The sequence below is a fragment of the Asaia sp. W19 genome (genome assembly GCF_003994335.1).
GTDB lineage: Bacteria > Pseudomonadota > Alphaproteobacteria > Acetobacterales > Acetobacteraceae > Asaia.
Genome location: NZ_PNQZ01000204.1, coordinates 1 through 1,252 on the forward strand (window position 1 = coordinate 1; position 1,252 = coordinate 1,252).

The 1,252-nt window shown below is 63.7% G+C and carries 2 pseudogenes; both read right to left on the reverse strand.

The features are described 5' to 3' along the window. Nucleotides 1-140: pseudogene (locus C0V97_RS18030) on the reverse strand (2-dehydro-3-deoxyphosphogluconate aldolase); the annotation flags it as partial. 16 nt (nucleotides 141-156) lie between these two features. Beyond that, nucleotides 157-1,252, reverse strand: a pseudogene (locus C0V97_RS18035) (dihydroxy-acid dehydratase); the annotation flags it as partial.

Genomic DNA, 1,252 nt, shown 5'->3' on the forward strand with positions numbered 1-1,252 from the left:
AGCGTTACTTCAAGCGTGGTCAACCCGCCCGCGACCAGCGCCTGCGCGATCGGACGCGCCAGAGACAGGTCGGGAATGACCAGAACCGGAATGACCGGACATTTCGTCATCACGGCGTCCAGCATTGTCGTGTCGAGCATCACCAAAATCCTTATCGAGTTCCACGCCGTGACGATCCATCACGTCTTCCATGGCGGCGAGCATGGCCGATCCGCCCTTTTCCGCACTATCCGACCGGCTCCGCATGAGCGCGAACATCTCACGCCCCGTGCCCATGCCGGGCAAGGGCTGCATTGCAGGCTGGCGACGCTCCCATATCGCAGGATCGACAAGCGCTTCAATCTCACCACGACGCGCGCAGATGCGCAGCATGTCGCCATCCTGAATGCGCGCGATCGGGCCGCCCGAATGTGCTTCCGGGCAGATATGGATGGCCGCAGGCACCTTGCCGCTTGCGCCTGACATGCGCCCGTCGGTCAGAAGGGCCACGCGATAGCCTTTGTCCTGGAGCACCGCCAGTGTCGGAGTGAGACGATGCAGCTCGGGCATGCCATTGGCATCGGGGCCCTGGAAGCGCACGACCACGATCACATCGCGATTGAGCTTCCCCGCCTTGAAGGCCGTGATGACGTCCTCCTGGGTCTGGAACACGGCAGCGGGCGCTTCGATGGTCTGACGGTCCTCATCGACCGCACTCGTCTTGTAGATGCCACGGCCCAGCGAGCCCTGGACAAGACGCATGCCGCCATCCTTGCGGAACGGCTCCTTCGTGTCACGCAACACGCTGCGATCCGCCGAGGCGCGCGCAGCGCTGTAGAGCAGTGCCTCCCCCTCGAGCCGCGCGCGACAGGCGTAATCACTGAAACCGCCCCTGGACACGGTCAGGATATCCTGATGCAGCATACCGGCCTCGCAGAGCGCGGCAATGAGCGTGGGCAGCCCTCCCGCCTCCTGCATGGCATTCACATCAGCGGAGCCATTAGGGTAGGCGCGTGTCAGCAGCGGCACTGCCGATGACAGCGTATCGAGATCGCTCCAGTCGATACAGATGCCTGCAGCGCGTGCAATGGCTGGCAGGTGAATCGCGTGATTGGTCGAACCACCCGTAGCAAGCAGACCGACCGCGGCATTCACAATGGCTTTTTCGTCGACCAGGCGCGCGAGCGGGCGGTGGTCCTCACCCGGCCTGGAAATCTCGATCAGGCGATGCACCGCTCGGCGGTTGAGTGCCTGGCGGATACGGCTATTCGGG